We start from the raw sequence: 7,942 nt of genomic DNA, 5'->3' as shown, positions 1-7,942 counted from the left end.
AAATTGAGTAGAAAATTGAGCAAAATTTAAGAAAAATGATGAAAATTGAAAAACATAGAAATTATGCAATAGCCTTTATAACATTACCTGATATATTTTATATAGGGACTTCTTATCAATTAGGTAAATTTACTTTCGAACTTGATGGACAGTGGACAGGTTGGTCATCATATGATGAACTTAAAGTTGATTATGAATCTGATATGCTATCTGGTAATTTTGGTGACCAAATTGTTAAAGATAAAGGTTGGAATGATGTATGGGCAATAAGATTTGGTGTACAATATAAGGTAAACGATATTTTAGCTCTTAGAGCAGGTATTATTAGAGATTATTCACCAATACCTGATGAAACTGTAGATCCTTTGGTACCATCAGGTGATAGATGGCTTTATGCTCTTGGTTTTGGTTTAAACTTTACACATTGGACATTTGATTTTGCTTATAATTATCTTGATGATGAAGGTAGAGACTTTGATAATGAAGTTGGAAAAACCTCAAATCCAATTAGCTATTACACTTATTATCCTATGACTGGTGAATTCAAAGATGTTAAAGCTCATATTTTTGGTGTAAATGTAACTTATAAATTTTAACAACTTTAAAGGCGGCTCTTAGGAGCCGCTTTTTTTATTTGAATAAATTTATTTTTTCTAATATAAAATCAGTATGATTGACTTACATACACACTCTACATTTTCTGATGGAACGCTTACGCCTGAAGAGCTAATCAGACTCGCTGAGTGCAAAAACATCAAAATGCTTGCTCTTACCGATCACGACACTGTAAATGGGATTGATAACTTTTTATCTGTTGATACCCATATTATCAAAATACCAGGTGTCGAAATAAGTATCGATTATAACCCCGGGACTTTTCACCTTGTAGGCTTATTAATAAACCACAAAAATGAAAAACTAAAAAACACACTTGATAAACTTATTGAATACAGAAAAGAGCGAAACAAAAAATTGTTAAAACTTATCGAAAAACATTTTAATTTAAAAGTAGACGAAAAAGAGCTAAAATCAAACACAGATGGTGAGCTTGGAAGACCACATATCGCAAAATTTTTAGTAGACAAAGGTGTAGTAAAAACTACACAAGAAGCCTTTGATAAATATCTTGGGAAAGGGTGCCCACTTTATATTGCAAAAAAAAGACTAAAAATAGATGAGGCAATTGAAATTATTCACTCTGCAAATGGAATAGCAATAATGGCTCATCCAATATCACTAAATCTTAATAATGATGAATATGAGCCTTTTCTAAAAAAATTAAAAGATATCGGACTTGATGGAATAGAGGTCTTTTGCTCTCTACACACAGAAGATGATGCAAAACTATTTTTAGAAATAGCAAAAAAATACAACTTTTTAATATCAGCAGGTAGCGACTTTCACGGCATAAACAAATTTGGCATCGATATCGGTTCTACCGGCTGCCCAGCCGATTTTCAAAAGGAAATTTTTGATAATTTTTTAAAATTAGTCAGAGGATAAACTGCTCACCAGTTTTTAAATAAGATAAGTTAATATGAAAATTATTTTTTAAATAGTAATAATTATCAAGTCCTGTGCAATGGCCTGTAATAACATTTTCGACTTTTGCTTCATCCTGTAAAAAATTTCCAACTTTTTCAACATAACTTAAATCTGATCTAAAAAGATGCATACCACCTATCAAATAGTCAAGCCTATCGATACCAGCCCTTTCAAAACAATCTTTTACTATGTTCATAATGCCTGCATGTGAACAGCCCGTAATTAATATATTTTTGCCACCATCTTTAATTAATAGATATAACTCATCTCTAAATGGATCTTTAACAATTTTATTATCTATCTCACAAAAAAACCTTTTATCAGCTAAAAAATCTTCAAACCTTTTGATATTGCCATAAATAAAAATATTTTCTGACAACTGACAACTATCTTCCACAAATAAAAATTCAAAATCTTCTTTCACATTATCTTTAAATCCAATAAAATCATAATTATTTTCAGTCTTTCTTAAATGTTTATCAAATACATATTTAGAAGCTATCACCTTGTTACATAAGTCTTTTAAATAATATCTATTTTTATATAAACCACCTGTATGATCATAATGCCCATGACTTAAAATTATATAATCAATTTTATTACACTTTGGATTTAAAATTCTAAGATTATTTTCGAGAGAAACAGATTGACCAGTATCAAATAGCAAAACTTTATCTTCTATTTCCAATAATAAAGAGAGCCCATGCTCTGCTACCAAACCTGATTTATCTACATAATTTTCGTTTATAACTACAACTTTCATATAAAGAAAGGCGCCTAAAATGGCGCCAATTATCTTTAATTATCAAAATAGAGTATAAATTCGTATGGGTGAGGTCTGCTATTTACAGCAGAAGTTTCATTTTCCCTCTTATATTCTATCCAAGTAGAAATAACATCCTCTGTAAATACATCACCTTTGAGTAAAAATTCATGATCTTTCTCAAGCTCATTTAATGCCTCATCAAGTGATGCTGGCATTTGAGGAATGTTTGAAAGCTCTATTGGATCAAGATCGTATAAATTTTTATCCATTGGCTCGCCTGGGTCAATCTTATTTTCAATACCATCAAGCCCAGCCATAAGCATTGCAGTAAAAGCAAGATATGGGTTACATGATGGATCAGGAAATCTCACTTCTATCCTTTTTGCTTTTGGTGAAGAAGAATACATTGGTATTCTTATAGAAGCACTTCTGTTTCTTGAGGAATAAGCTAAATTAACTGGTGCTTCAAATCCAGGAACTAATCTTTTATAAGAATTTGTAGTTGGATTAGTAAATGCAGCTATGGCTCTGGCATGCTTTATAATTCCACCGATATAATAAAGAGCAAGCTCACTTAACCCAGCATACTCATCACCTGCAAAAAGTGGCTGACCATCTTTCCATAAAGACTGGTGACAGTGCATACCGCTACCATTATCACCATACATAGGTTTAGGCATAAATGTAGCTGTTTTACCATGTCTTCTTGCTACATTTTTCACAATATATTTATAAAGCAATAAATTATCTGCTTGCTCTACAAGTGGAGCATACTTAATATCGATTTCACACTGACCTGCCGTTGCAACTTCATGGTGATGAGCCTCAACTGTAATCCCCATTTTTTCCATCATAATTACCATTTCATTTCTTAAATCCATCAAAGAATCATGTGGGGGAACAGGGAAATACCCCTCTTTGTGTCTAATTTTATAACCAAGATTTGGCATTTCATCTCTACCAGTGTTCCAGAAACCTTCAACAGAATCAAAATAAAAAAACGCTTCATTACTATTATATGCATATTGAATGTTATCAAAAATAAAAAACTCAGCTTCTGGTCCAAAATAAGCAGTATCAGCTATCCCTGTACTCTTTAAATAATTTATCGCTTTTAAAGCAATATGTCTTGGATCCCTTGTGTATGGCTCTTTTGTAATAGGATCAAAGACATTACATATCATTATCAATGTTGGAATTTCACTAAAAGGGTCTATCTTTGCAGTAGATGGATCTGGTATCAAAACCATATCACTCGCATCAATAGAACTCCACCCCCTAATACTTGAGCCATCAAAACCTAGCCCTTCTTCAAAAGCATCCTCATTAAATTCATGAGCTGGATATGAACAGTGCTGCCACAGCCCTATAAAATCCATAAACCTTAAATCAATTATTTTAATTCCTTCATCTTCAATTAATTTTAAAACTTCTTTTGCAGTCATAAAACTTCCTCCTTATTTATGTTATAATGCATTTTCTCCAGTTTCCCCTGTTCTTATACGAACAGCTTCATCAACAGGTAAGATGAATACTTTGCCATCCCCAATTCTGCCTGTTTTGGCTGATTCTACTATTGCTTCAACCACATTTTGTACAATATCATCAGGCACAACCACCTCAATTTTAATTTTTGGTATAAAATCGATTACATACTCAGCGCCTCTATAAAGCTCTGTGTGCCCCTTTTGCCTACCAAAACCTTTTACCTCTGTAATTGTTAAACCTTTAATCCCTAATTCACTCAATTTCTCCTTTACATCATCCAATTTAAAAGGTTTGATTATAGCTTCAATTTTCTTCATCACTCCTCCTTTAGCCATTTTTTATTTATCAATTTTTATGCCATAAAATATAACAGTCCAACCTTTAAAAATAAACTATTTGAAAAAAATATTGATGTTTTTTTAATCATCTCTTGATTAATTTTTAATCACATCTTCAAGCTCTTTGATCCTTTGCATTAAATACATACAATTAGCTTTCTTCTTCACACAAATATTATACTTCACTCTTAAATCTTGTAATAAATAAAGAGTATAACTGTTTGATTTATCTATTTGATAAGCATTGTTTATAAATTTTTCAGCTAAATCATTATTACCTTTATGCAAATGCTCTAATGAAATAAGTCTATAAACCTTTGAATTCACATAATCAGAATAATTTTTTAGATCTTTAATTAAATCTTCATATTCCCCTTTTGAGATAAAAAGAAAATATTGTTTATAAAAAGGATCTTTTATTTTTGAAATATCAAAGCCATTATTAAGTTCGTAAAACTTTATTATAGCTACTAAATCATCACATTCTCCTATTTTTGCATAATATTTTGCGGCTGTTAAGTATGACGAAATATTAAAAGACAGCTCTTCTTCTAAAAAATATTTTTTAAGATAAAGGGTTGCAGTATTACACATATCATCAGACTTTTTAAACTCTGCAACTGCCTTAGTAAAATATTTATCTGCTAGTTTTTTTTCATTTTTCAAATATGTTTTGACATAGTTATTAAAATATGACTCACCTATTCTAAAGTACTCCGGCAATACCGTTTTTGTAGAACAACCTAAAATAATAAATATTAATATAAAAATATATACCCTCATGGTAATTTAATCCTTTGATGTGATTTGCTATTTTCTGGGGGATTAAAAGGCCATCTACTCTGCATATTCAATAAAAGCATATTAGTATTTAAAAGCAAATAATCTAACTCATCCAAATAATTTGAAAAGTTATCACTCATCAACCTCAAATTTCTAACTAATTTTGAGCTTTCATTTAAAATTTTATCTGTATTATCTACTTTTTTGTCGATATTTAGGACTAATTTATTACTGCTTTCTAACAGTTTATTTGTTAACTCAATCGATTTTGCTGTTTCATCAACTCTATTTTCTACTTTAGTCAATATAAAATCTACTTTTTTACTAATATGTTGTAAATTATCTGTTAAAGTATCGATTTTATCTATTAAATAATCACCTCTACTTAATGTACCAATACTACCTTTTTTATTATGCAAATCATCACCCAAATCGCCTAATCCTGTACTCAACCTTTTAATATCAGGCATTATATCAACTAATTGAGAGCTTATAACTTTTAGATTGTTTACTATGACCTTAGCATCTTTTAATATCGGTTTGACTTCAGCAATTAATTCTTCGACCCCTTTATCCCTTTTTAGAACAAATACATACCCATTATCAATTTCTTCCCCTTTTCCACTTTCAAACACCAAAACAGAGGAACTAATGAAATTTTTAGAGCTCAATTTTACAATAGAATCTTTCTTTATCCATTTCGCATATCTTACAGGGATTTTAATTTTGATTTCCACTTTACCATCATCTCTTAAAACAAGATCATCAACCTTTGCAATCTGAAAACCTGAATATAAAACAGGCATCCCTTTAATCAGTCCATCTCCACTATCAGCTAACACTACAACTCGTATCATTTTAGTAAAAACATTCTTTTGAATTGCTAAAAAAACAACTATGAATATTGCTAGAATAATAGCGGTGAAAACAAATAACCCCACTTTGAATTCTATATTTTTAAACTGTTTTTCAGCCATACATCCAAATCCATCTCTTCAAAGATTAAATTTTCACTTAATAGTTTTTTATACACATCCCTTTCTATTATAACAGATTTTTCATTAGAATTCTCCTTAAAAAAATTATAATATTCATTGCGACACTTTGAAAAATGGTGAAATTGATTAATAAAGATTGTCATTTCTGCATTATAATATTTACACATCAAATACTTAACATAAAATATATCTAACATTGACAGAGAATCTTTCCTGTAAAATTTTTTATTCAATAAATCAAACTTTTTTAAGTCATTTTCTATTTCATGTAAACTAACCCCTATATTGTGATAATTTACAATCAACTCTATATTTTCTATTAGATTTAGATTTGAAATAAGTGGTAAATAATCTGATACAACAGCTATTTTGATATTATTATAACTTTTTATCTGCTGTAGCAATTCTTTTTCATCGATATTTGTAAAAACAGCTATCATATAATTGCACCTGTCAGCTCTACAAACAAAATAGCAAAAAATAAACGCATCATACCTTTTAATAAAGATATAGGGATTTCTGTATTAGCTTTTTTAACCATCAATGCACTATAAATAGGTATACTCATTAAAAAAAATCCAAACAAAAAAGTCTTATAAAAAAATGCACCAATATCAGAAAGCGATATATAATCAAAAATCAACTTTATAAGATAATCAAAAGTCACCCCGACATTAAAACTTATCAATAAATAACCTCCCGAAATAGTAATAACTGAAAAAAAGATAGAAAGAGCCACCATACATACCAAACCGGCCAAAACTCTTGGCAAAAATAGATATTTTAATGGATCTATACCAAAAAAGTTTAATGTTTCTATCTCATTGCTAAGCTTCATTACGCTTATCTCTGCACCTACCGCAGTAGAAGATCTTAATGAAAGTAAGATTACTGTAATAAGTGGCCCAAGCTCCCTAATAACAAGCAACACCAATATCTTGCCAAGCTCATTATAAATACCCAAATCAATAAGAAGTTTTGACAAAAATCCCACTAAAGCTAAACCAAAAATTAAAGAAATAAAAATATATATAGGTAGTATTTGGACTCCTGTAAAATAGACCTGCCTAATAAAAACAGTAAAAATAGCTTTATTAAAAAGGTTAAACCTCAAAAATGATGAAAGAATTCTAAAAGAAAAGGCAGAATAATCTATCAAAAATTTAAAAAAATTAACTACATAAGCACCAATATCTGCAATTAAACTTTTCATATTTAAAGTATAACTTAGAAATACTTTTTTAACAATAAAGAGTTAAAATTAAGATTTTTTAGGATGTTATAAAATTATAAGTGCCAAAAATTATAAGAAAACATATTGCAATAATAATAAAACCGATAAATAGTGCTCTAGATTTTTTGTATTTCTTTATATCAAAGGTAGATAATTTATTTTGAATTTCGCCAGGAGATTTTTGATAAATCTCATTAATTATTTTATCAAAATTTTCTAATAAAGACGATATAAATACGAACTGATTATCATCACTTAGAATCAAGATAGTTCTCCCTTTTAAATAAAGAAAAACAGCATCTTTGATATCATTAAAGTAAATCTTCTTTTTACCCAAAAGAGCAGTGTTAATAATATAATCATCATTTATTGTAATCTTTTTTTTAAGTAAGCTTACAATATTAAATATTATAAAAATCAGCAATACACCCAAAATAATAAATTTGTAAGCATTACCATTTGAGTAAATATGAGATATGCTAAAATAGATTGCTGAAACTAATAAAATTATCAGTAAAATAAATATTTTCTTATCATACTTATATGTCATTTAAAACTATCTCCAGACTCCATCTCTTTTTATAATCAGGCAATATACTCCTTATTGATATTAAATCATCTAAAATCTTTTTCAAGTTATTATTTTTAAAGGAGAATAAAGCATCCACAACCAAACCTCTATAATCAACAGGATAATCCTTTATAAATTTGTTAATCTCCTTTATCAACCTTTTTTCATTATAATTTAGTAAAAAATATAGCATTCGATAATAATTTGTATAAAGATTGG

Annotated in this window: 11 protein-coding genes; 2 read left to right on the top strand and 9 right to left on the bottom strand. The window is 29.0% G+C overall.

From position 1 onward, the window contains the following. The first annotated feature begins 38 nt into the window (after positions 1–38). Together OWM07_RS05635 and OWM07_RS05630 are read left to right on the top strand one after the other, a co-directional pair. Positions 39–596 carry an OmpP1/FadL family transporter gene (locus OWM07_RS05635; RefSeq protein ID WP_423302694.1) on the top strand — a complete coding sequence of 186 codons (558 nt, stop codon included), beginning with the start codon at positions 39–41 and terminating at the stop codon, positions 594–596. Positions 597–669: 73 nt separating this feature from the next. Beyond that, positions 670–1,503: a PHP domain-containing protein gene (locus OWM07_RS05630; RefSeq protein WP_423302693.1), complete on the top strand. Its 834-nt coding sequence runs from the start codon at positions 670–672 to the stop codon at positions 1,501–1,503. On the opposite strand, the gene OWM07_RS05625 is transcribed toward OWM07_RS05630, so the two are convergent. From OWM07_RS05625 to OWM07_RS05585, 9 genes are all read right to left on the bottom strand, one after another. Further along, positions 1,493–2,308 carry an MBL fold metallo-hydrolase gene (locus tag OWM07_RS05625; RefSeq protein ID WP_423302692.1) on the bottom strand — a complete coding sequence of 272 codons (816 nt, stop codon included), beginning with the start codon at positions 2,306–2,308 and terminating at the stop codon, positions 1,493–1,495. The two genes, OWM07_RS05630 and OWM07_RS05625, sit on opposite strands and share 11 nt — an antisense overlap. Before the next feature lie 35 nt (positions 2,309–2,343). Continuing rightward, positions 2,344–3,756, bottom strand: coding sequence for a type I glutamate--ammonia ligase (gene glnA / locus OWM07_RS05620; protein WP_423302691.1), 1,413 nt, complete (start codon positions 3,754–3,756; stop codon positions 2,344–2,346). Between the two features lie 21 nt (positions 3,757–3,777). Continuing rightward, complete coding sequence (locus OWM07_RS05615) at positions 3,778–4,116, bottom strand: P-II family nitrogen regulator (protein WP_423302690.1); 339 nt, start codon at positions 4,114–4,116, stop codon at positions 3,778–3,780. A gap of 117 nt (positions 4,117–4,233) precedes the next feature. Next, positions 4,234–4,920, bottom strand: a complete 687-nt coding sequence (locus OWM07_RS05610) for a hypothetical protein (RefSeq protein WP_423302689.1) — start codon at positions 4,918–4,920, stop codon at positions 4,234–4,236. Next, positions 4,917–5,897 carry an MlaD family protein gene (locus tag OWM07_RS05605; protein ID WP_423302688.1) on the bottom strand — a complete coding sequence of 327 codons (981 nt, stop codon included), beginning with the start codon at positions 5,895–5,897 and terminating at the stop codon, positions 4,917–4,919. Before OWM07_RS05605 ends, OWM07_RS05610 begins: the two co-directional genes overlap by 4 nt. Continuing rightward, complete coding sequence (locus OWM07_RS05600; RefSeq protein WP_423302687.1) at positions 5,870–6,358, bottom strand: hypothetical protein; 489 nt, start codon at positions 6,356–6,358, stop codon at positions 5,870–5,872. The genes OWM07_RS05605 and OWM07_RS05600 overlap by 28 nt, the downstream gene beginning before the upstream one ends. Then, the gene (locus tag OWM07_RS05595) at positions 6,355–7,131 is read right to left on the bottom strand and encodes an MlaE family ABC transporter permease (protein WP_423302686.1); all 777 of its coding nucleotides are present in this window, start codon (positions 7,129–7,131) and stop codon (positions 6,355–6,357) included. Before OWM07_RS05595 ends, OWM07_RS05600 begins: the two co-directional genes overlap by 4 nt. A 58-nt stretch (positions 7,132–7,189) precedes the next feature. Then, a complete protein-coding gene (locus OWM07_RS05590) occupies positions 7,190–7,702 on the bottom strand; it encodes a hypothetical protein (RefSeq protein ID WP_423302685.1) in 513 nt (170 codons plus the stop codon). Continuing rightward, complete coding sequence (locus OWM07_RS05585; protein WP_423302684.1) at positions 7,692–7,916, bottom strand: nucleoside/nucleotide kinase family protein; 225 nt, start codon at positions 7,914–7,916, stop codon at positions 7,692–7,694. The genes OWM07_RS05590 and OWM07_RS05585 overlap by 11 nt, the downstream gene beginning before the upstream one ends. Positions 7,917–7,942: the final 26 nt, after the last annotated feature.

The organism is Deferribacter thermophilus, from assembly GCF_049472675.1.
Lineage (GTDB): Bacteria > Chrysiogenota > Deferribacteres > Deferribacterales > Deferribacteraceae > Deferribacter > Deferribacter thermophilus.
This window is presented reverse-complemented; position numbering and strand designations above follow the sequence as displayed.

What these genes read in the sequence shown, in the direction of transcription:
- glnA (WP_423302691.1), bottom strand. Translation starts at nt 3,756, where the DNA reads ATGACTGCAAAAGAAGTTTTAAAATTAATTGAAGATGAAGGAATTAAA.
- OWM07_RS05585 (WP_423302684.1), bottom strand. Translation starts at nt 7,916, where the DNA reads ATGCTATATTTTTTACTAAATTATAATGAAAAAAGGTTGATAAAGGAG.
- OWM07_RS05610 (WP_423302689.1), bottom strand. Translation starts at nt 4,920, where the DNA reads ATGAGGGTATATATTTTTATATTAATATTTATTATTTTAGGTTGTTCT.
- OWM07_RS05590 (WP_423302685.1), bottom strand. Translation starts at nt 7,702, where the DNA reads ATGACATATAAGTATGATAAGAAAATATTTATTTTACTGATAATTTTA.
- OWM07_RS05605 (WP_423302688.1), bottom strand. Translation starts at nt 5,897, where the DNA reads ATGGCTGAAAAACAGTTTAAAAATATAGAATTCAAAGTGGGGTTATTT.
- OWM07_RS05635 (WP_423302694.1), top strand. Translation starts at nt 39, where the DNA reads ATGAAAATTGAAAAACATAGAAATTATGCAATAGCCTTTATAACATTA.
- OWM07_RS05595 (WP_423302686.1), bottom strand. Translation starts at nt 7,131, where the DNA reads ATGAAAAGTTTAATTGCAGATATTGGTGCTTATGTAGTTAATTTTTTT.
- OWM07_RS05615 (WP_423302690.1), bottom strand. Translation starts at nt 4,116, where the DNA reads ATGAAGAAAATTGAAGCTATAATCAAACCTTTTAAATTGGATGATGTA.
- OWM07_RS05600 (WP_423302687.1), bottom strand. Translation starts at nt 6,358, where the DNA reads ATGATAGCTGTTTTTACAAATATCGATGAAAAAGAATTGCTACAGCAG.
- OWM07_RS05630 (WP_423302693.1), top strand. Translation starts at nt 670, where the DNA reads ATGATTGACTTACATACACACTCTACATTTTCTGATGGAACGCTTACG.
- OWM07_RS05625 (WP_423302692.1), bottom strand. Translation starts at nt 2,308, where the DNA reads ATGAAAGTTGTAGTTATAAACGAAAATTATGTAGATAAATCAGGTTTG.